This window comes from Streptomyces yunnanensis (genome assembly GCF_029011865.1).
Classification (GTDB): domain Bacteria; phylum Actinomycetota; class Actinomycetes; order Streptomycetales; family Streptomycetaceae; genus Streptomyces; species Streptomyces yunnanensis.
Genome location: NZ_CP095749.1, coordinates 6,262,214 through 6,282,708, shown reverse-complemented (window position 1 = coordinate 6,282,708; position 20,495 = coordinate 6,262,214). Strand labels below are relative to the sequence as shown.

Genomic DNA, 20,495 nt, shown 5'->3' with positions numbered 1-20,495 from the left:
CGCGACGGTCCGGGGCCGGGCACTGCTCAGTCCTCCGCGGAAGCGGACGAAGCTGCGGTCTTCTTGGCCGCCGCCTTCTTCGTCGTCGTCTTCTTCGTGGTGGTCTTCTTGGCCGCGGCCTTCTTGGCGGTGGTCTTCTTCGCCGCCGTCTTCTTGGCCGTGGTCTTCTTCGCCGCGGCCTTCTTGGCCGTGGTCTTCTTCGCCGCCGCCTTCTTCACGGTCTTCTTCGCCGCGGGCGCCGGCTCGGCGACCTCGGCGGCCTCAGCGACCTCGACGGGCTGCTCGGGGGCCTCGGCGACCGCCTCGGGCGTCGGCTCGGCGACCGGGGCGCCGATCACGATCGTCCCCGCGGCCTCACCCACCACGGCCTCCGGCGAACCTGCCGGAGCGGACGCCCGACGGGTGGCCCGACGACGCGGACGGGACGGCGCGGGCTCCGCGGCGGGAGCGGGCTCCGCCGCCGGCGCCTCGGCGACCGGCTCCGGAGCGGGCTCCGGCTCGGCGGCCGGCAGCACGATCGCGGCGGCCTCCTCGGCGGCCTTGGGCGCACCCGCCGGCGCCGACACCTTCCGGCTCACCCGGCGGCGGCCACGGCCCCGCCCGGTGGCGGCGGCCTCGGCCTCCGCGGCACTGCCGAACCACTCGTCGGTGCCGTCCACCGACGGCTGCAGCTGCGCCTCGGTCACCGCGACCGGCTCCAGCTCCGGCATCGCCTCCTCCTCCGGGGCGGCCTCCGCGGCGACCTCGACGGGCTGCTCCGGCTGGGCACCGTTCGCCCCGGCCTTGCCCTTCTTCTTGCGCTTGCCACCGGCCGACGGCTGGTCGACGTGGACGATCACGCCGCGGCCGTTGCAGTGCACGCACTGCTCGGAGAAGGACTCCAGCAGGCCCTGGCCGACCCGCTTGCGGGTCATCTGGACCAGGCCCAGCGAGGTGACCTCGGCCACCTGGTGCTTGGTGCGGTCCCGGCCCAGGCACTCCAGCAGGCGCCGCAGCACCAGGTCCCGGTTGGACTCCAGGACCATGTCGATGAAGTCGATGACGACGATGCCGCCCAGGTCGCGCAGCCGCAGCTGGCGCACGATCTCCTCGGCCGCCTCCAGGTTGTTCCGGGTGACGGTCTCCTCGAGGTTGCCGCCCTGCCCGGTGAACTTCCCGGTGTTGACGTCGATCACGACCATGGCTTCGGTCTTGTCGATCACCAGCGAACCGCCGCTGGGCAGCCAGACCTTGCGGTCCAGCGCCTTCATCAGCTGCTCGTCGATCCGGTACGTCGCGAAGACGTCGACCTCGGAGGTCCACCGCTGGAGCCGGTCCACGAGGTCCGGCGCCACGTGCGAGACATAGCCGTGGATGGTCCCCCAGGCGTCGTCACCGCTGACGATGACCTTGGAGAAGTCCTCGTTGAAGATGTCGCGGACGACCCGGACGGTCATGTCCGGCTCGCCGTAGAGCAGGCTCGGCGAGCTGGTGGAGGCCGCCTTCGCCTTCTTCTGGATCTCTTCCCACTGGGCCTGCAGCCGCTCGACGTCCCGGCGCAGCTCGTCCTCGCTCGCGCCCTCCGCTGCGGTGCGCACGATGACGCCCGCGTCCTCGGGGACGATCTTCTTGAGGATCTGCTTCAGCCGGGCCCGCTCGGTGTCCGGGAGCTTGCGGCTGATACCGGTCATCGAGCCCTCGGGCACGTAGACCAGGTAGCGGCCGGGCAGCGAGACCTGGCTGGTCAGCCGGGCGCCCTTGTGACCGATCGGGTCCTTGGTGACCTGCACCAGGACGGACTGGCCGGACTTCAGCGCGGTCTCGATGCGGCGCGGCCCGTTGGCCATGCCCAGCGCCTCGAAGTTGACCTCGCCGGCGTACAGCACGGCGTTGCGGCCCTTGCCGATGTCGACGAAGGCGGCCTCCATCGACGGCAGGACGTTCTGGACCTTGCCCAGGTAGACGTTGCCGACGTACGAGGTGGCCTGCTCCTTGTTGACGAAGTGCTCCACGAGCACGTTGTCCTCAAGAACGCCGATCTGGGTGCGCTCGCCGCTCTGGCGGACCACCATCACCCGCTCGACGGCCTCCCGGCGCGCCAGGAACTCCGCCTCGGTGATGATCGGCACCCGGCGGCGGCCCTGCTCGCGCCCCTCGCGGCGGCGCTGCTTCTTGGCCTCCAGGCGCGTCGAGCCCTTGATGGACTGGACCTCGTCGGCGCCGGTGCCCTCGTCCTTCTTGCGGGGCTCGCGGACCTTGACGACGGTGCGCTCCGGGTCGTCGGCGTGCGTGGTCTCGCCCTCGGCGGGCTCGCCGCTGCGCCGGCGGCGACGCCGACGACGACGGCTGCTGCTGGTGCTGGCAGCGCCCTCGGACTGCTCCTCGGCGGTCAGCTCCTCGTCCTCGGCGACCTCCTCGGCCTCCTCGGCGCCCGGCTCCTCGGCCGCGCCGCCCTCGGCGGGCTGCTCCTCCGCGCCCTCGGCCAGGTCACCGCGGCGACGACGACGGCCGCCGCGACGGCGACGGCGCGAGGGACGCTCGCCCTCCTCGGCCTCGGCGTGCTCCTCCTCGGCCGCCTCGGCCTCCTCGATCTCGGCGACCTCCTCGGCAGCGGGCGCTGCGGCGGGGCCGGCGCTCGCACCGGACGGCTCCTCGGCCGGCACGGCGGCCGTCGGCTCGGCCTCGGCGGGCTCGCCGCGACGACGGCGACGGCGACGCGCGGCACCCGCCGGCGCCTCCTCGGGCGTCTCCACGGTCGGCTCCGCCTCCTGGCGGGCGGCGGCGTGCTCGGCGGCGGCGCTCTCGGGGGTCTGGAACATCGGCTCGGCGAAGACCGGGGCCTGGAAGACGGCCGTCGGCGGCCGCTGCGCCCGGCGGCGACCGCGCGCCGGCGCCTCGGTCGAGGGCTCCTCCTCGGTACGGGCCGCGGGCGCAGCAGCGCGCGCGGCGTCAGCCGCTCCGGTGGAGCCGGCGCTTGCGACGGCAGCCTCCGCGGGCCGCTCGGCACGGCGGCGCGACCGACGGCGCGGGGCCTCGGCGGCCTCCTCGGCAGCGGGCGCCTCGGCCACCGGCTCCGGGGTGGCGGCCGGCGCCGTCGCCTTACGGGTGGCACGACGACGCGCACGCGCCGGACGCACCTCCTCCTCGACAGCGGCGGCCGGAGCCTCTTCCGCTTCCTCTTCCTCGGCGGGCAGCTCGGTGGCCGGCGCCTCGACGACCGGCTCCGGGATGGCGGCCGGCGCCGTCGCCTTACGGGTGGCACGACGACGCGCACGCGCCGGACGCACCTCCTCCTCGACAGCGGCCGCGGGAGCCTCGACGGCAGCGGCGGGCGCCTCCGCGGCGGGGCTCTCCTCGACGACCGGCTCCGGGGTGGCGGCCGGTGCCGTCGCCTTACGGGTGGCACGACGACGCGCACGCGCCGGACGCGCCTCCTCCTCGACAGCGGCGGCCGGAGCCTCCTCGACGGCAGCGGCGGGCGCCTCGACGGATTCGGGCGCGGGCCCGGCCGGAGCGGTCGCCTTGCGGGTCGCCCGGCGGCGCGGGCGGGCCGGCCGCTCCTCTTCGGCGGCGGGCTGCGCAGCGGCGGCGGGTGCGGTGTCGGGCGCTCCGGCGGGGGTCGTGCTCGACGCCGGCGGGGCGTCGGTCACGACCGCGGCCTTCTCGGCGGCGGCAGCGGCCGGCGGGCCGGCCGGCCGGGAGGCCGCGCGGCGCCGGCGGCGCGGCGGCAGCGTGTCGCTGGGCGAATTGTTGTTGTCACCCTCACGGTCCGCGGACCGCGTGGATTCGGTGGGCTCAATAGATTCGAGCATGCGGGCGGTTCTCCCGTCACGCTCCCGGGCGCCGCGCCTGGTTCCGGCCGCGGTCCGCGCGCTGGGCGCGGTTCCGCTGTCCGGGGCGCGGGCGCCGCACGGGAGCTGTCGTCTCGCTCGCCGGGCCCGTGGACCGGGCCGGCGAAAGTCTCCTGGTCAGTGCGTCCGCCGGACCGGGGTGGCACCCTGGTTGATCGGCGACGCGACGACGCGTCCTACGCAGTGCCGTCCCCGGAAGTGGCCGGGGAGGCCCCGCCCTGCACCGTCGCGGTACTCAGCTCAGCGGCCGTGGATGGAGCGGCCGTGGCAGCGTCGCGGTCGGGCGCCAGCGGGTCGGTCACCGTGCCGGTCTCCTCATCGAGCAGCCCCTGCGCCAGCCTGGTCACCGCTGCGGGGACCGGCGGCGCCAGGTCGGCCGTAACCCGGAGGCCGGACAGGACGTCGTCGGGTCGAACGGCAGGTGTCAGATGCCGAACAACCAGCCGCAGTATCGCACAGGCATTGCCGTCGGGCCTATCGCCCGGGACCGGGACGGTCTCCAGGTGCGCGACCGCACCCCGGGCGTCGAAGCTCCGCATGCCGTTCTTGGTGCGGCGCTCGACCGGCACCTCGTCGGCGGCGAGGAACGCCTCGACGGCGCGCCCGGCCTCCTCGGCGGCGACCCCGTCGAGCCGGATCTCCCACACCGACGCCTGCAGCCGATCGGCGAGACCGCTGGTGTGCGCCTCCACCGCGTCGGTCACATCGAGGCCGTCGGGCAGGGACGCGTCGAGCAGCGCGCGGACGGTCTCCGGCTCGCGGCGCTCGGTGAGCTGGATCTCCAGGTACTCGGCCTCACTGCCGGTACCGGTCGGCGCCGCGTTGGCGTACGACACCTTGGGGTGCGGGGTGAAGCCCGCCGAATAGGCCATGGGGACCTCGGCGCGGCGCAGCGCCCGCTCGAAAGCGCGCTGGAAGTCGCGGTGGCTGGTGAACCGGAGGCGGCCGCGCTTGGTGTAGCGCAGTCGGATGCGCTGCACCGCCGGTGCGGGCGGCGGGCCTTCGGGCTGTCGCTTGCCCAGTGTTACTTCTCCTTGGTGTCAGGGCGCGGCTGGTGCCGCCCCGTCCGGGCCACCCCCGCGTGGCGAGGACATGTCGTGCCCGGACGTCTTTACCTAGAGTACGTGCCACGCCCGCTGCCGGTTCCCGCCGGGGCGCCCGGCGGCCTCACCGGCGGCCCCGCCACCCGGTGAAATCCATTCGGACGGGTGGGCCGACAACGGCCCGGGACACCACCCGCACGCGGAGGTCCGATACCGAAGCTTCTCCGCTCGGCGGACGCGGAAAACCCCGCCGCGCTCCTCGATCGCCCGGCACGTACGGCTCCGGCCCGGCCCCGCACGACGGCGGGGACCGGGCCGGAGGCGCACACCGCGGCGCGCGCGGCGACGGCTACTTGACGACGGTCAGCGGCAGCAGCTTCTTGCCGGTCGGGCCGATCTGGATGTGGGTGTCCATCTGCGGGCACACGCCGCAGTCGAAGCACGGCGTCCAGCGGCAGTCCTCGACCTCGGTCTCGTCGAGGGCGTCCTGCCAGTCCTCCCAGAGCCAGTCCTTGTCGAGGCCGGAGTCGAGGTGGTCCCAGGGCAGGACCTCCTCGTAGGTGCGCTCGCGGGTGGTGTACCAGTCGACGTCCACGCCGAAGTCGGGCAGCGTCTTCTCGGCGCACTCCATCCAGCGGTCGTAGGAGAAGTGCTCGCGCCAGCCGTCGAAGCGGCCGCCGTCGTCGTACACCGCGCGGATGACCGCGCCGATCCGGCGGTCGCCGCGGGAGAGCAGGCCCTCGACGATGCCGGGCTTGCCGTCGTGGTAGCGGAAGCCGATGGAGCGGCCGTACTTCTTGTCGCCGCGGATCTTGTCGCGGAGCTTGGCCAGGCGGGCGTCGGTCTCCTCGGCGGAGAGCTGCGGGGCCCACTGGAAGGGGGTGTGCGGCTTGGGGACGAAACCGCCGATGGAGACCGTGCAGCGGATGTCGTTCTGACCGGAGACCCTGCGGCCCTCGGCGATGACGTTGACCGCCATGTCGCCGATCTGGAGCACGTCCTCGTCGGTCTCGGTGGGCAGGCCGCACATGAAGTAGAGCTTCACCTGCCGCCAGCCGTTTCCGTAGGCCGTGGAGACCGTACGGATCAGGTCCTCTTCGGAGACCATCTTGTTGATGACCTTGCGGATCCGCTCGCTGCCGCCCTCGGGGGCGAAGGTCAGACCGGAGCGGCGGCCGTTGCGGGTCAGCTCGTTGGCAAGATCGATGTTGAAGGCGTCGACCCGGGTCGACGGCAGCGACAGGCCGATCTTGTCTTCCTCGTACCGGTCGGCGAGGCCCTTGGCCACGTCGCCGATCTCGGTGTGGTCCGCGGAGGACAGCGACAGCAGGCCGACCTCCTCGAATCCCGTGGCCTTCAGGCCCTTTTCCACCATCTCGCCGATGCCGGTGATGCTTCGCTCCCGTACGGGGCGCGTGATCATGCCGGCCTGGCAGAAACGGCAGCCGCGGGTGCAGCCACGGAAGATCTCGACCGACATCCGCTCGTGGACGGTCTCGGCCAGGGGGACGAGCGGCTGCTTGGGGTAGGGCCACTCGTCGAGGTCCATGACGGTGTGCTTGGAGACCCGCCACGGGACGCCGGAGCGGTTCGGCACGACGCGCGCGATGCGGCCGTCGCCGAGGTACTCGACGTCGTAGAACTTGGGGACGTAGACGTTGCCGGTCCTGGCGAGGCGGAAGAGCAGCTCGTCGCGGCCGCCGGGGCGGCCCTCGTCCTTCCACGCCCGGATGATCCTGGTGATGTCCAGGACCGCCTGCTCGCCGTCGCCGATGACCGCGCAGTCGAGGAAGTCGGCGATCGGCTCGGGGTTGAACGCGGCGTGGCCGCCGGCCAGGACCACCGGGTGGTCCTCGGTGCGGTCCTTGGCCTCCAGCGGGATGCCGGCGAGGTCCAGGGCGGTGAGCATGTTGGTGTAGCCGAGCTCCGTGGAGAAGCTCAGGCCGAACACGTCGAAGTCGCCGACGGGCCGGTGGCTGTCCACGGTGAACTGGGGCACCTCGTGCTCGCGCATCAGCGCTTCGAGGTCCGGCCAGACGCTGTAGGTGCGCTCGGCGAGGACGCCCTCCTGCTCGTTGAGGACCTCGTAGAGGATCATGACGCCCTGGTTGGGCAGCCCGACCTCGTAGGCGTCGGGGTACATGAGTGCCCAGCGGACGTCGCACTCCGCCCATTCCTTGACGGTGGAGTTCAGCTCACCACCGACGTACTGGATGGGCTTCTGCACGTGCGGGAGCAGAGCTTCGAGCTGCGGGAAAACCGACTCGGACATCTCGAACCTTCGTGGACGGACAAGGGGGCGACTCATAAGCGTAACCCGCTCGGAGTCACCCCTCGGCACGGCGATCTTGCTGCCGGCGCTCCGGCCTGCGCCGTCGAGCGGGCGGCGCGGGCCCCTGTTCAGGCCCGCAGTGCCGCCCGGTGCCGGGGACGGGAGACCTTCGCCCACAGCTCGGGCAGCTCCCGCTCGCTGCGGGCCGCGAGGGCCTCCTCCCGGCCGTAGAGCAGGCCGAAGGTGAATCCGCTCTCGCCGGCCCGGCGGGCCTGGGTCGCCAGCTCGCGCAGCGCGGCGCGGGCGACCACGCTGTCCTGGTGGTCGCCGAGCAGCTGCTGCACCTGCTTGGTGCGCCGGACGAACGCGCGGGCCGGGCGTCCGAGCGCCGGGCTGGCCGCCTCGGCCGCGTACCGGATGCGCTTGGCGGCCTTGCGGGCGCTGTGCAGCGCCTCGTCGCGGGCCGGTCCTGCGGGGGTGTCCAGGGCGGCCTCGATGCGGTGGGCCAGCCGTCGGTAGTCCTTAAGGACGGCGCCGGCGACGACGGGGGGCGCGGGGCGGGCCGCGGGGCGACGTAGCGGCGGGGCGCCGAGCAGGGCGTGCAGGTTCTCCAGGAGGGCGAGGTAGCGCGGGCCGTCGAGGGCGGCGAGCAGCCGTTCGCGGGCCCCTGCCCGGCGCCGGGCCGACCAGCTGCGCAACCGGGCCGACACCGGCCCCAGCCGCAGCGTGCGGGGCACCTCGGCCAGGGCGGTGGTGAGCCGGTCGGCGAGCACCTCCTGATCCCGACCCGCCCCCAACTCCGTTGCCAGCCATTTGAGTTCGACGCCCAGCGGGTCGGTGGCGGCCCGGTCGAGGACCGTGGCGTACGAGCGGAAGGCGCTGCGCAGCCGGCGGGTGGCGACCCGCATCTGGTGCACCGCGTCGGGCAGGTCGCGCCGGACCGCCGGGTCCAGCTCGACGATCGCCCGCACCTGGGCGCGGACGTAGCGGAGCACGACGTCGCCGGCGGTACGGCCGGGGCGGTCGGCGTCCGCGGCGGGGGCGGGGCGCGCGGCGCCCTCTCGCGCGGTCTCGGGTGCGGTCTCGGGTGTGGTCTCCGGCGAGGTCTGCGGTGCGGTCTCCGCCAGGGCGCGGGCCAGTTTCGACGGGGCGGCGGCGGGGCGCGCGCCGGCCCCGGTCAGCACCCGCTCGACCTCGTCCAGCAGCTTCTGCCCCGCGCCGCGCCCGGTCCCGGGGGCCAGCTCGACCTCGATCTCCCGCCAGCGGGCCGTGCGCGCCGCCCCTTCCGGGTGCAGCCGACGGGCCCGTACGTCGTCCACCGCGACCTCGGCGAGCGGACGGCCGGCGGCATCTTCGAGGGCGTGGACCGTGCGCCGGGTCCGCAGCCGGACGAGGGGGACCAGCGGGGCGTCGCGGGTCCGGGAGCGGACCAGCGCGGTCAGCTCGCGGGGCGGGGCGTCGGAGAGCGGGGCGCGGATCTCGTCGCGCACCGCGCCGGTGACCTCGGGGAGCGCGAGGGGGAGTTTGAGGTGCCAGCCCGCGTCGGGGCCGCCGGTGCGCCGGCGCAGGGTGATGCCGTCCGCGGCGAGGCGCTGGTCCGCGGTGTCGTAGTAGACGGCGTCCAGGGCCAGGGTGCCGCGCTCCGCCACGGTCGCGACCCGGCCGGCGCGGGTCAGGTCGGGCAGGTGGTCGGCGTCGATCCGGGCGGCCGCGCCCGTCGCGGCTGTCTCGTATTTCCGCTCGATCTCCCGCACGGTGTCCGCCATGCATCGAATCTAGTCAGCCACCACGACCCCGACCAGCCGTCCGACGCCGGTCCGCGCCCGGGACGGGTGGCATCGCCGACACACGGTGTCTTACGGTGTGTGACAGGACGTCCACACAGCGTGGTAACCGTCTCGATCGACACCGGGAGAAACCGTGCACCCCGACACCGCAGCCCTCGCCCGGCCGCCCCTCCGCGTCGCGGCCGGCGCCCGCCCGTACCTGCTCACCGCGGCGAGCCGGCCCAGCGCCCCGAAGACCGCCCGCGACTTCGTCCGGGCGCTGCTGCGGCACGGCCCGCTCGCCGCCCTCCGGGACACCGCCGTCCTGCTCACCTCGGAGGCGGTCACCAGGGCCCATCTGCGCACCCCCGGCTCCGCGGACATCCTGCTGCGGGTGCTGACCGCGGCGCACGGCCTGCGGGTCAGCGTGCACGACGAGGGCGCGGCGGTGATCCCCGCGCCGTCCCCCGAGGTCCTCCGGCGGTCCCCCGGTCTCGGCTCCGCTCGACCGGGTGGACCCCCATGGGTCCGGGGAGGAGCCCCCTGGGTGCCCGGCGACCGGGACCCCGCGCACGGACTGCTGCTGATCAGCCGGCTCGCCGACGACTGGGGGACGACCCCGTTCGAGGGGCCGCCGCACACCACGTCCCTGTGGTTCGAACTGCGCACCGGGCGCTGAGACCGCGGCGGTGCCGCGCGGTCAGCGGGACGCGGAGACCGGGCGCTGGACGCGGATCGACTGCAGCAGACCGATGGCGATCCACACCGCGAACATCGAGGTGCCGCCGTAGGAGACGAACGGCAGCGGCAGGCCGGTGACGGGCATGATGCCCAGGGTCATCCCGATGTTCTCGAATGCCTGGAAGGCGAACCACGCGATGATGCCGGCGGCCACGATCGTGCCGTAGAGCTCGCCGGTCTCGCGGGCGATCCGGCAGGCCCGCCACAGCACCACGCCGAGCAGGAAGATGATCAGGCCCGCGCCGAGGAAGCCGAGCTCCTCGCCGGCGACGGTGAAGATGAAGTCGGTCTGCTGCTCGGGGACGAACTGGCCGGTGGTCTGGCTGCCGTGGAAGAGGCCGGAGCCGGTCAACCCGCCACCGCCGATGGCGATCCGGGCCTGGTTGGTGTTGTAGCCGACGCCGGCCGGGTCCAGGCTCGGGTTGGCGAACGCGGCGAACCGGGCGATCTGGTAGGCGTCCAGCAGCCCGAGCTGCCAGATGGCCACGCAGCCGACGACACCGGTGCCCAGCAGGCCCAGGATCCAGCGGTTGGAGCAGCCGCTGGCGAGCAGCACGCCGAGGATGATGGCGCCGAGCACCATCACCGAGCCGAGGTCGGGCATCAGGAGGATCACGCCCACCGGGACGGCGGCCAGCCCCAGGGCCTGGACGACGGTGCGGTGGTCGGGGTGCGGGCGGTCGCCGGCGTCGACCCGGGCCGCCAGGATCATGGCCATGCCCAGGGTGATGGTGATCTTGGTGAACTCGGCGGGCTGGAGCGAGAAGCCGCCCGGGATCGCGAGCCACGAACGGGAGCCGTTGATGGTGGCGCCCAGCGGCGTCAGCACCAGCACCGCCAGCACCACCGAGACGCCGAACAGCACCGGGACGGCGCCGCGCAGGGTGCGGTGGCCCAGCCAGATGGTGCCGGCGGCCAGCGCGATGCCGATGGAGGTGTTCAGCAGGTGGTGGACGAAGAAGAAGTACTCGTCGCCCCTGTTGAGTTCGGTGCGGTTGCGGGTCGCCGAGAAGACCAGGATCGAGCCCATCAGGGACAGCACCAGGCAGGACAGCAGCAGTATCCAGTCCAGTCTGCGCACCACGGAGTCACGCGCCGTCAGCCGGCCCCAGACGCCTTGGTCCGGGGCGTAGCGGCGGACGGAGAAGGTCCGGGAGAAGAGCGGCGTGGTCACTGCTGGGGGCTCCCGGAGGGGGACGGCGACGGGTCGGCCGGCGGCTTGATGGGCGGCGAGAGGATGGTGCCGTCGCTCTCGATCTTGGGCAGCTTGCTCTCCGGCCTGGGGAGCAGCGCGGCCTTGTCGTCGATCTCGCCCTTGTCGTTGACGCCGTAGAGCGCGTTGTAGATGTTGCGGACGGCCGGGCCGGAGGCGCCGGATCCGGTACCACCCTGGGAGATGGTCATCACGATCGCGTAGTCCTTGGTGTACGTCGCGAACCACGAGGTGGTCTGCTTGCCGTAGACCTCGGCGGTACCGGTCTTGGCGTGCATCGGGATCTTGTCCTGCGGCCAGCCCTGGAAGCGCCAGGCGGCGGTGCCCCGCTCGGTCACGCCCTGGAGTGCGGCGTCGATCTGCCGGAGGGTCTGCGGGGTGTCCGGCAGATGGCCGTGCGACTTCGGCCGGATCGTCTCCACCGACTTGCCGTCGGGGCTGACGACGGCCTTGCCGACGGTGGGGTTGTAGAGGGTGCCGCCGTTGGAGAGCGCCGCGTAGATCGTCGCCATCTGGATCGGGGTGACGAGGGTGTCGCCCTGGCCGATGGCGTAGTTGATCGAGTCGTAGGCGTGCAGCTTCATGCCTTCGAGGCAGTTCTCCCGGGCGAGCTTGGAGACGTAGTCATTGGCGTCCTTGGGGTGCGCGCACCAGCTGTCCTTGTTGGCCTTCCAGAAGGCGGTCTTCCACTGGCGGTCGGGGACCCGGCCCCTGACCTCGTTGGGGAGGTCGACGCCGGTCTCCTTGCCGAGGCCGAACTGGTGGGCGGTCCGGTAGAACCAGTCGCGAGGGTCCTGGACCGGCTTGTCGCCGCCGTCCTTCTTCCACTCGTCGTGCCCGATCCGGTAGAAGACGGTGTCGCAGGAGACCTCCAGCGCCTGGCCCAGGGTGATGTCGCCCTTCGACTCGCCCTCGAAGTTCCGGAAGACCTGGCCGCCGATGCTGTACGAGCTGGTGCAGGGGTAGTGGCCGTCGAAGGGGTAGCCGGCGTTGACCGCGGCCGAGGTCGAGATGACCTTGAAGATCGAGCCGGGGGCGGCCTGTCCCTGGATGGCGCGGTTGAGCAGCGGGTAGTTGGAGTCCTTGCCGGTCAGCTTGGCGTAGTCCTTGCCGGAGATCCCGCCGACCCAGGCGTTGGGGTCGTAGGTGGGGTTGGAGGCCATCGCCACCACCCGGCCGGTCTTCGCCTCCAGGACGACCACGGCACCCGAGTCGGCCTTGTAGTTGGTGCCGGTGTTCCGGTCCATCTGGGTGCGGGCGTCCTTCATGGCCTTGTCGAGCTGCTGTTCCGCTATGGCCTGGACGCGGGCGTCGATGCTGGTGACCAGGGTCGAACCGGCCTGGCCCTTGTCGCTGTTGGCCTGCCCGATGACCCGGCCGAGGTTGTCGACCTCGTAGCGGGTGACGGCGGCCTTGCCGCGCAGGAAGGTGTCGTACTGCCGCTCCAGACCGGACCGGCCGACCTGGTCCGAGCGCAGCAGCGGCGAGGGACCGTTCTTGGCCCGCTGGATCTCCTCGTCGGTGACCGGCGAGAGGTAGCCGAGGACCTGGGCGGTGTTGGACTTGCCGAGCGCCGGGTAGCGGCGGACGGCGGTGGGCTGGGCGCTGATGCCGGGGAAGTCCTCGGAGCGCTCGCGGATCTGGAGGGCCTGCTGGGTGGTGGCCTTGTCGGTGATCGGGATCGGCTGGAAGGGCGAGCCGTTCCAGCAGGGCTGCGGGGTCTTGGCGTCGCACAGCCGGACCTTGTTGCGGATCTCCTGCGCGGGCATGCCCAGCACCTTGGCCAGCCGGGCGAGCACGGCCTTGCCGTCGTCCTTCATCTTCAGCAGGTCGGTGCGGCTGGCGGAGACCACGAGCCGGGTCTGGTTGTCGGCCAGCGGCACGCCGCGGGCGTCGAGGATGGAGCCGCGGGTGGCGGGCTCGATGACCTGCTGGACGTGGTTGGACCTGGCCTTGGCCGCGTACTCCTGGCCGTTGCGGATCTGGAGATACCACAGCCGGCCGCCGAGCGTCGCCAGCAGTGAGAAGACCAGGATCTGGATGGCTACCAGCCGGATGGTGACGCGGGAGGTCCTCCCCGTCTCCGGAATGTTGCTCACAGGCGCTTGACCCCCTTGATGCCCTTGACCCCCTTGGTGCGTCCGCCACGGGCCGGCTTGGGAACCCGGCCGGTGCGGATCGCCTTCATCGCGTTGCGGCTGGCCTTGAGGCCGGTGCCGGTCGTGAGCCAGCCCCCGGCCCACGTACCGGCTCCGCCGGAGCGGCTGTCGCCGCGCCCCCAGCCGTGCCGACCGAGGCCGCCGGCGGTGCCGCCGGCGTCGGTGGCCAGCGGGTCGTGCTCCGTCCTGCGCGCCAGCGCCATCACCAGCGGAACGGTGAAGGGGGCGAGCAACAGGTCGTAGAGCGTGGCGCTGAGCAGCAGCCCGACCAGGCCGACGTGCCGGGCGGCGGTGTCGCCGACCAGGGAGCCGACCCCGGCGTACATCAGCGTCGAGCCGATGGCCGCGCCGATCACGACCACCAGCGGCAGGGTCGCCGAGCGGTGCTGGCCGTTGTCCGGCTTGGTCAGGCCCGCGACGTAGCCGATGACGCACAGGACCAGGGCGTAGCGGCCGATGGCGTGGTCGGCGGGCGGGGCGAGGTCGGCCAGCAGCCCGGCGCCGAAGCCGATGAGCGAGCCGCCGACATGGCCGTAGACCAGGGCCAGGCCGACCACGACCAGCAGCAGCAGATCCGGTACGGCGCCCGGCAGTTGGAGTCTGGCGAGGATGCTGACCTGGATGATCAGGGCGACCACCACCAGCGGGGTGGCGAGCAGGATCCGGTTGATGCGCATCGGTCAGCTCCTGGGTGAAGCGCTCTCGGAGGGGGTGGCCGTGACGGTGACCGTCGGTGTCGGCCTGGGCTTGACCGGGGGCGGTAGGACGGTGTCCCGCGGGTCCTTGCGGGGCGGCTGGACGACGACGCCGACGACGTCGAGCGACGAGAAGGAAACGAACGGCCGGACCTGGAGGGTGCGGGTCAGATCGCCGTTGAGCGGCTCGACCTTGGTGACCGTGCCGACCGGCACCCCGGGCACGAACGGCTTGTCCTTGCTGGAGCCGAAGGTGACCAGCCGGTCGCCCTTCTTGACGTCGGCCCGGCCGTTGAGCAGCTCGACGCGGAGCGAGCGGACGCCCTGGCCGTTGGCGAAGCCGATCTCGTTGGTCTTCTCCATCCGGGTGCCGACGGTGAACTCCGGGTCGGCGGCGAGCAGCACGGTGGAGCTGTGCGGGGTGACGGTGGTGATCCGACCGACCAGCCCGTCGCCGTTGAGGACGGTCATGTCGCGGGCGATGCCGTCACTGCTGCCGGCGTCGATGGTGACGGTCCAGGAGAAGCCCTGCGCGGACCCGATGGCGATGACCTCGGCGCCCTTGATCGCGTACTGGCCGGTGGCCGCGGTCTTGAGGATCTTGTCGAGTTCGGCGGCGCGGTTGCGGTTGCGGTCCGGGGAGCCGAGCTTGAGCTTCAGTGCGGCGTTCTGGTGTTCCAGCTCGCTGATGCGGTTGTGGCGGTCGCCGGAGTCGCGTACCGCGCTGACGGCGTTGCCGACCGGGTTGACGACCCGGGCCACGCCGCGCTCCACCGGGCCGAAGGCGGAGGCGGCGGCTTTCCGGGCACCGTCGAGCGGGGACTGTTCGCCGCCTCGGATATCGACCGTGATCAGCGCGAACGCGATCGCGACCAGCAGCACCAGCAGCAGCCGGCTCTCTCGTGTGTCCCTCACGTGCGGCGGCCGTGTCCTTCCTCGTAGGACCGGCCGGCTGCGGGCCCCGCCGGTCTCGTTCGGGGGTTGAGCGTTGTGCCTTGCTGTGACGGCGCGGTGGTGAAGCGTCAGTGCGCCGTGTCTGTGGGGGCGTTGCGTATGGGCCGGCGATCCGCCGGACGGAGCGGCCGTTTCTCTATGCTGCCCGGCCCGCGCGAACGTCGTGTGACGTCCGCGCGACGGGCCGGGACCGGGTGGGTCAGCGGCGCGGCTGGGAGTCCAGGACCTGCTGGAGCGCCTCGAACTCCTCGACGCACTTGCCGGAACCGAGCGCGACGGAGTCGAGCGGGTCCTCGGCGATGTGGATGGGCATGCCCGTCTCGCGGCGCAGCCGCTCGTCGAGGCCACGCAGCAGTGCACCGCCACCCGTCAGAACGATGCCGCGGTCCATCACGTCACCGGAAAGCTCCGGCGGGCACTTGTCGAGGGTCGTCTTGACCGCGTCGACGATGGAGTTGACCGGCTCTTCGATGGCCTTGCGGACCTCGGCGGCGGAGATGACGACGGTCTTCGGCAGGCCGGAGACCAGGTCGCGGCCGCGGATCTCGGTGTGCTCGTCCTGCTCCAGGTCGTACGCCGAACCGATGGTGATCTTGATGGACTCGGCGGTGCGCTCGCCCAGCAGGAGGCTGTACTCCTTCTTGATGTGCTGGATGATCGCGTTGTCCAGCTCGTCGCCGGCGACCCGGATGGACTGGGCGGTGACGATGCCGCCGAGCGAGATGACCGCGACCTCGGTGGTGCCGCCGCCGATGTCCACGACCATGTTGCCGGTGGCCTCGTGGACGGGCAGGCCCGAGCCGATCGCGGCGGCCATCGGCTCCTCGATGATGTGCACCTGGCGGGCACCGGCCTGGGTGGACGCCTCGATGACCGCGCGGCGCTCAACTCCCGTAATACCGGAGGGAACGCAGACCACGACCCGCGGGCGGGCCAGATAGCGCCGCTTGTGGATCTTGAGGATGAAGTAGCGGAGCATCCGCTCGGTGATCTCGAAGTCCGCGATCACACCGTCCTTCAGGGGCCGTACGGCGACGATGTTGCCGGGGGTCCGGCCGATCATCTTCTTCGCCTCGGCGCCGACCGCGAGGATGCCGCCGGTGTTGGTGTTGATGGCCACGACCGACGGTTCGTTGAGGACGATGCCCCGGCCCCTGACGTACACCAGCGTGTTGGCGGTCCCGAGGTCGACAGCCATGTCACGGCCGATGAACGACATGTTGTTCCCCATGAGGATACGTCTGGCCTTCCCAACTGGAGCGAATGCTTACTTTGAGGTCGGCAGGAGGTGATGCGCTGTGAGGCGCGGAAGCCCCCATCGTAGTTCGTAGTGATACCCACTCGAACACGGCGGGAGGTCGTTCCGCCATTGTCAGCCGTACACGCACCCGCCCCCCTTAATGGTGACGTCGTGTCGCGGGAACGCGTTCCCCCGCTCGCGGCGAATACACCGAGGGGCGACCGATGATTTCACCGGTCGCCCCTGGTCACAAGGGGGTTGGCCGTTGAGTTCGGATCAAGAAATCCCGGGGAAGAAAATCTTGATCTCGCGCTCGGCGGACTCTTCGGAATCCGAGGCGTGGATGAGATTTTCTCGGGTGATCGTTCCGAAGTCCCCACGAATGGACCCACTCGGCGCGGCAATCGGGTCAGTGGGACCGGCCAGCGCGCGGACGCCCTCGATGACCCGCTCGCCCTCGACGACCAGCGAGACGACCGGCCCGGAGGACATGAAGTCCACCAGCGGCTCGTAGAAGGGCTTGCCGACGTGCTCGGCGTAGTGCTGCTCCAGCACCCCGCGGTCGAGGGTGCGCAGTTCCAGCGCGGTGATCGTCCAGTTGGCCTTGCGCTCGATGCGACGGACGATCTCGCCGATCAGACCGCGCTTGACGGCGTCGGGCTTGAGGAGGACGAGGGTGCGCTGGCTCACGAAGGGACTCCCTGTATCTGAACGACGATCAGCGGTGCCAGGCTATCGCCTGGGTACGGGGTATCCCTTGCCGGCTTCCCCGCCGTAGGAGTTCGCCGCATTTGCGCCTGCGGCGCGGATCCGCTGCGCGGGGCTGGTCGGCAGCGGTGCCGGGGCTGTGGGGTGGGGTTGTCCGGACTGCTGCGCTTTACGTCCGGACAACCCCACCCCACAGCCCCGGCACCTCCCGTGAGTGGGTGGGGAAAGAAAGGGTGTGTGAGGGTCAGCCCGCGTTCGCCGGTTCGGCCGTGGCATCCGCCTGCGCCGCGAACCGTGCCTTTGCGTCGTCCACCTTGCGGCCGAAGTGGACCGAGGTCCACCACAGGGCGGCGAAGACCGCGCCGAGGAAGAACATCGTGGGCACGACCAGGCCGCTGGCGATCAGCGCGATCTGCAGCGCCCAGCCGAGCTGTACCCCGCCGGGGCGGGTCAGCATCCCGCACAGCAGCAGGCTCAGCAGCATCGCGATGCCGCTGACGATCCAGATGGTGGCCCGGGAGATGTCGGTGAGCTGCATCGCGACCAGACCGGCGAAGCCGATCACGAAGAACTCGCCTATCAGGGTGCTGGCACACAGCGTGCGCATGGTCAGTTCCTTCCCAGGAGCAGCCGGGCCTCGCCGACCGTGATCACCGAGCCGGTCACCAGCACACCGGCGCCGGAAAACTCGCCCTCCTCCTCGGCGAGGGTGATCGCCGCCTCCAGGGCGTCGTCCAGCCGCGGCTCGACCTGGACCCGCTCGGAGCCGAAAACCTCCACGGCGATGGCGGCCAGCTCGTCCGGATCCATCGCACGCTGGCTGGAATTCCGCGTCACCACGACCTCGGCGAAGATCGGCTCGAAGGCCTCCAGGAAGCCCCGGACGTCCTTGTCGTCGCTGGCGCCGACGACACCGATCAGCCGGCTGAAGCCGAACGCCTCGCTGACCGCGTCGGCCGCCGCCCGGGCGCCGCCCGGGTTGTGCGCGGCGTCCAGCACCACGGTGGGGCTGCGCCGGACGACCTCCATCCGGCCGGGCGAGCTGACCGCGGCGAACGCGGAGCGGATGGTGTCGATGTCGAGGGTGCGGGCGTGGTCGGAGCCGACGCCGAAGAACGCCTCGACGGCGGCGAGCGCGACCGCGGCGTTGTGCGCCTGGTGGGCACCGTGCAGCGGGAGGAAGACCTCCGGGTACTCGCCGCCGAGCCCGCGCAGGGTCAGCATCTGGCCGCCGACCGCCACCTCGCGGGAGAGCACCCCGAACTCCATGCCCTCGCGAGCCACCGTGGCGTCCACCTCCACCGCGCGCTTGAGCATCACCGCGGCGGCGTCCACCGGCTGCTGGGCCAGGACGACCGTCGCGTCCTTCTTGATGATCCCGGACTTCTCGCCGGCGATCTGCTCGGGCGTCTCGCCCAGCCGGTCGGTGTGGTCCAGCGAGATGGGGGTGATCACGGCGACGTCGCCGTCGATGACGTTGGTCGCGTCCCAGGTGCCGCCCATGCCGACCTCGACGACCGCGACATCCACCGGGGCGTCGGCGAACGCGGCGAACGCCATCGCGGTCAGCACCTCGAAGAAGGAGAGGCGGTACTCCTGCTGCCCGTCGATCATCTCCACGTACGGCGCGATGTCGCGGTAGGTCTCGATGAAGCGCTCGGCGGAGATGGGGCTGCCGTCCAGGCTGATCCGCTCGGTGACGGACTGGACGTGCGGGCTGGTGTAGCGGCCGGTGCGCAGCTCGAAGGCGCCGAGCAGGGCCTCGATCATGCGGGCCGTGCTGGTCTTGCCGTTGGTCCCCGTGATGTGGATGGAGGGGTAGGCGCGCTGCGGCGAGCCCAGGACGTCCAGCAGCGCGGCGATGCGCTCGATCGACGGGTCGAGTTTGGTCTCGCCCCAGCGGCCGCCCAGCTCCTCCTCGACGGCGCGCAGCGCGCGGTCGGTCTCCGGGTCGGCGGGGCGGGCCGGGACCTGCTCCCCCTGCGGCGGCCCGGCCTGCGCGCGCAGGGTCCGGCTGCCGGCCTCGATCACGGCGAGATCGGGGGTTGGGGTCTCCCCTGGCCGATCGGAGCTGAGAGCTTGGGGAAGTTGCGTCTCGGCCTCGACCGTCTCTTCGAAGGCTTCGGTCGGGTCGGGAGTCGGGTCGGGATCGTCGTTCTGGGGGCGCTCGCTCACGACGACAAGTCTACGAGGCACCACCGACAACGGGCCTGCGCCGCCCCCGCGCCGCTCACCGCCCGGCCCGCGCCCGGGTCGCCGCCCCGGTCAGGACAGCGCCGCCTGCATCATCGCCTTGGCGATCGGGGCGGCCAGACCGTTGCCGGAGACCTCGTTGCGGGCCGCGTGCCCGTCCTCGACCATCACGGCCACCGCGACCTGGTGGCCCTTGCCGTCGTCCGCGTACGAGACGAACCAGGCGTAGGGGGTGCCGCTGTTGTCGACGCCGTGCTGGGCGGTGCCGGTCTTGCCGCCGACGGTCACCCCGTCGATCTTCGCGTTGGACCCGGTGCCCTTGTCCACCACCGTCTCCATCGCCGAGCGCAGCTGGGCGGCGGTCCGGCTCGACATCGCCGTGCGGTAGGTCTTGGGGTCGTTCTGCTGGACGGTGTTGCCGCCGCCGTCGGTGAGCTTGTCGACCAGCTGCGGGGCCTTCAGATCGCCCCCGTTGGCGATCGCCGAGGCGACCATCGCCATCTGGAGCGGGGTGGCCTGGTCGTCGAACTGGCCGATGCCGGAGAGCGCGGTCTGCGCCTGGTCCATGTCCTTGGGGTAGACGCTCTTGGTGGCGCGCACCGGGACGTCCATCGTGGCGTCGTTGAAGCCGAACTTCTCGGCCTGCGCCCGCACCTTGTCCTTGCCCAGGTCGACGGCCATCTTCGCGAAGACGGTGTTGCAGGAGTACTGGAGCGCGGTGCGGATGGTGGCGTTCTCGCAGGGCGCCGAGGCGCTCTCGTTGGTCAGCTGGGTGCGGGTGTTGGGGAGGGTGTACGGGTCGGGGCTGGTGGTGGGCTGGTCGACCGAGGAGTACAGGCCGTTCTCCAGCGCGGCGGCGGCGACCACCAGCTTGAAGGTGGAGCCGGGCGGCAGCGGCTGGCGCAGCGCGCGGTTGAGGTTCGGCTGGCCGGCGTCGTTCGTCAGGGACTGCCACGCCTTCTGGTCGGCGGTGGAGGAGCCGGCGAACTTCCCCGGGTCGTACGACGGGGTGCTGACCATGCCCAGGATCCGCCCGGTCGCCGGGTCCAGCGCGATGGCCGCACCGGTCTTGTCGCCGAGCGCCTCGTAACCGGCCTTCTGCACCTTGGCGTCGATGGTGGTGGCCACGTCGCCGCCCTTGGGGCGCTCGTGCAGCAGGGTGTCGGCGGGGTTCTGGAGTCGGCTGTCGCTGCCGCCGAGCAGGTCGCCGTAGAGGCTCTCCAGCTGGGTGCTGCCGAAGATCTGCGAGGAGAAGCCGGTGACCGGGGCGTAGAGCGGGCCGTCCTTGTAGGTCCGCTTGTAGGTGAGCGAGGAGGAGGTGGCGGCGGAGCCGGTGATCGGCTGACCATCGACGAGGATGTTGCCCAGCGGCGCGGAGTACTTGGCGATGTTCACCCGGGGGTTGTGCGGGTCCTCCCGGTAGTCGCTGGCCTTGGCGCCCTGGATCCAGGTGGCCCAGACCATCAGCACCAGGACCAGCGCGAGGCAGAATGCCGAGACCCGTCGCAGGGGCTTGTTCATGGGCGCGGCTCCTCGGGGCTGGGGACGGGACCGGACATGCGTTTCCGCCGGAACTCCGGCATTCCGGTCCACGGTGCCTCGCCTTCATGAGAGCGTCATGAGAACCGCGTACCACCAGGATGTGAGCGATCGGACCGTCGGACGGGACAACCTTTCCGCC

At 71.9% G+C, this 20,495-nt stretch carries 14 protein-coding genes; 1 reads left to right on the top strand and 13 read right to left on the bottom strand.

The window, feature by feature from the left end; translation table 11 throughout:
• Window positions 1-26: 26 nt before the first annotated feature.
• The 4 genes from MOV08_RS27370 to MOV08_RS27355 all read right to left on the bottom strand — a co-directional run bounded on the left by MOV08_RS27370 (window position 27) and on the right by MOV08_RS27355 (window position 8,911).
• Window positions 27-3,791, bottom strand: coding sequence for an Rne/Rng family ribonuclease (locus MOV08_RS27370; protein ID WP_275309245.1), 3,765 nt, complete (start codon window positions 3,789-3,791; stop codon window positions 27-29).
• A 215-nt stretch (window positions 3,792-4,006) separates the two neighbouring features.
• On the bottom strand, window positions 4,007-4,810 hold the full coding sequence (locus tag MOV08_RS27365; RefSeq protein WP_039636438.1) for a TIGR03936 family radical SAM-associated protein: 804 nt from the start codon (window positions 4,808-4,810) through the stop codon (window positions 4,007-4,009).
• 412 nt (window positions 4,811-5,222) lie between these two features.
• Window positions 5,223-7,145, bottom strand: coding sequence for a TIGR03960 family B12-binding radical SAM protein (locus tag MOV08_RS27360; RefSeq protein WP_275309243.1), 1,923 nt, complete (start codon window positions 7,143-7,145; stop codon window positions 5,223-5,225).
• A 128-nt stretch (window positions 7,146-7,273) separates the two neighbouring features.
• Window positions 7,274-8,911: a CYTH and CHAD domain-containing protein gene (locus MOV08_RS27355; protein ID WP_275309241.1), complete on the bottom strand. Its 1,638-nt coding sequence runs from the start codon at window positions 8,909-8,911 to the stop codon at window positions 7,274-7,276.
• 154 nt (window positions 8,912-9,065) lie between these two features.
• Here MOV08_RS27355 and MOV08_RS27350 point away from each other — a divergent pair, with 154 nt between their 5' ends.
• Complete coding sequence (locus tag MOV08_RS27350) at window positions 9,066-9,590, top strand: ATP-binding protein (protein WP_275309239.1); 525 nt, start codon at window positions 9,066-9,068, stop codon at window positions 9,588-9,590.
• A gap of 21 nt (window positions 9,591-9,611) precedes the next feature.
• Here MOV08_RS27350 and MOV08_RS27345 read toward each other — a convergent pair whose 3' ends face one another.
• From MOV08_RS27345 to MOV08_RS27305, 9 genes are all read right to left on the bottom strand, one after another.
• On the bottom strand, window positions 9,612-10,826 hold the full coding sequence (locus tag MOV08_RS27345; RefSeq protein WP_039636431.1) for an FtsW/RodA/SpoVE family cell cycle protein: 1,215 nt from the start codon (window positions 10,824-10,826) through the stop codon (window positions 9,612-9,614).
• The gene (mrdA, locus tag MOV08_RS27340; RefSeq protein ID WP_039636428.1) at window positions 10,823-12,964 is read right to left on the bottom strand and encodes a penicillin-binding protein 2; all 2,142 of its coding nucleotides are present in this window, start codon (window positions 12,962-12,964) and stop codon (window positions 10,823-10,825) included. The genes MOV08_RS27345 and mrdA overlap by 4 nt, the downstream gene beginning before the upstream one ends.
• On the bottom strand, window positions 12,961-13,701 hold the full coding sequence (mreD, locus tag MOV08_RS27335; protein WP_039636426.1) for a rod shape-determining protein MreD: 741 nt from the start codon (window positions 13,699-13,701) through the stop codon (window positions 12,961-12,963). The genes mrdA and mreD overlap by 4 nt, the downstream gene beginning before the upstream one ends.
• A 3-nt stretch (window positions 13,702-13,704) precedes the next feature.
• Window positions 13,705-14,634 carry a rod shape-determining protein MreC gene (gene mreC / locus MOV08_RS27330; RefSeq protein WP_275309238.1) on the bottom strand — a complete coding sequence of 310 codons (930 nt, stop codon included), beginning with the start codon at window positions 14,632-14,634 and terminating at the stop codon, window positions 13,705-13,707.
• A 238-nt stretch (window positions 14,635-14,872) separates the two neighbouring features.
• Window positions 14,873-15,892 (bottom strand): rod shape-determining protein, encoded by a 1,020-nt coding sequence (locus MOV08_RS27325; RefSeq protein WP_003985182.1) that lies wholly within the window; start codon window positions 15,890-15,892, stop codon window positions 14,873-14,875.
• Window positions 15,893-16,189: 297 nt separating this feature from the next.
• Complete coding sequence (gene ndk, locus MOV08_RS27320) at window positions 16,190-16,603, bottom strand: nucleoside-diphosphate kinase (RefSeq protein ID WP_275309237.1); 414 nt, start codon at window positions 16,601-16,603, stop codon at window positions 16,190-16,192.
• Between the two features lie 262 nt (window positions 16,604-16,865).
• On the bottom strand, window positions 16,866-17,228 hold the full coding sequence (locus MOV08_RS27315; protein ID WP_275309235.1) for a DUF4233 domain-containing protein: 363 nt from the start codon (window positions 17,226-17,228) through the stop codon (window positions 16,866-16,868).
• Window positions 17,229-17,230: 2 nt separating this feature from the next.
• Window positions 17,231-18,796: a bifunctional tetrahydrofolate synthase/dihydrofolate synthase gene (folC, locus tag MOV08_RS27310; protein ID WP_275309233.1), complete on the bottom strand. Its 1,566-nt coding sequence runs from the start codon at window positions 18,794-18,796 to the stop codon at window positions 17,231-17,233.
• Window positions 18,797-18,886: 90 nt separating this feature from the next.
• On the bottom strand, window positions 18,887-20,335 hold the full coding sequence (locus tag MOV08_RS27305) for a peptidoglycan D,D-transpeptidase FtsI family protein (protein ID WP_039636417.1): 1,449 nt from the start codon (window positions 20,333-20,335) through the stop codon (window positions 18,887-18,889).
• Between the last annotated feature and the right edge of the window lie 160 nt (window positions 20,336-20,495).

Excerpts from the sequence above, each read along its gene's own strand:
- MOV08_RS27370 (WP_275309245.1), bottom strand. The coding sequence starts at position 3,791 with ATGCTCGAATCTATTGAGCCCACCGAATCCACGCGGTCCGCGGACCGT.
- MOV08_RS27360 (WP_275309243.1), bottom strand. The coding sequence starts at position 7,145 with ATGTCCGAGTCGGTTTTCCCGCAGCTCGAAGCTCTGCTCCCGCACGTG.
- MOV08_RS27355 (WP_275309241.1), bottom strand. The coding sequence starts at position 8,911 with ATGGCGGACACCGTGCGGGAGATCGAGCGGAAATACGAGACAGCCGCG.
- mreD (WP_039636426.1), bottom strand. The coding sequence starts at position 13,701 with ATGCGCATCAACCGGATCCTGCTCGCCACCCCGCTGGTGGTGGTCGCC.
- MOV08_RS27325 (WP_003985182.1), bottom strand. The coding sequence starts at position 15,892 with ATGTCGTTCATCGGCCGTGACATGGCTGTCGACCTCGGGACCGCCAAC.
- MOV08_RS27315 (WP_275309235.1), bottom strand. The coding sequence starts at position 17,228 with ATGCGCACGCTGTGTGCCAGCACCCTGATAGGCGAGTTCTTCGTGATC.
- MOV08_RS27305 (WP_039636417.1), bottom strand. The coding sequence starts at position 20,335 with ATGAACAAGCCCCTGCGACGGGTCTCGGCATTCTGCCTCGCGCTGGTC.